The organism is Rhodomicrobium sp. Az07 (assembly GCF_018619475.1).
Classification (GTDB): domain Bacteria; phylum Pseudomonadota; class Alphaproteobacteria; order Rhizobiales; family Rhodomicrobiaceae; genus Rhodomicrobium.
Genome location: NZ_JAHFZG010000054.1, coordinates 1 through 425, shown reverse-complemented (window position 1 = coordinate 425; position 425 = coordinate 1). Strand labels below are relative to the sequence as shown.

The 425-nt window shown below is 58.1% G+C and carries 1 protein-coding gene; it reads right to left on the bottom strand.

All coding sequences use genetic code 11. The annotated features are described in order from the left end of the window. Window positions 1–17: 17 nt before the first annotated feature. A partial coding sequence (locus tag KKP04_RS15300; RefSeq protein ID WP_215033552.1) for an IS5 family transposase occupies window positions 18–425 on the bottom strand: 408 nt, incomplete at its 5' end.

Here is a 425-nt window from a genome sequence, read left to right as displayed (position 1 = left end):
CTAGGAAGTGTGGACATTTATCGGATCCACAAGATGGTTGCTGCGAGAGCGATCATGGAGCGGTAGTTTCGGGCGGTTTTTTCATATCTCGTAGCGATGCGTCGAAACTGTTTGAGCTTCGAGAAGCAGCATTCGATCAGATGACGCTGGGCATAGAGATGTTTGTCCAGCGGATGTTTTCTTGCGCGCGAGGGATTGTTGGGGATGACCGCCACGGCGCCTTTTTCGGCGATGGCGTCGCGCAGACGATCGCTGTCGTAAGCCGTATCGGCCATGACAATGTCGGCAGGCAGTCCTTCGATCAGAGGCGCTGCCTGCGGCGCATCCCCTTTCTGGCCTGCCGTGAGCGTGAAGCGGACAGGGCAGCCGAGACCTCGGACAGCCATGTGGATTTTGGTGCTCAGGCCGCCACGCGAACGGCCAAG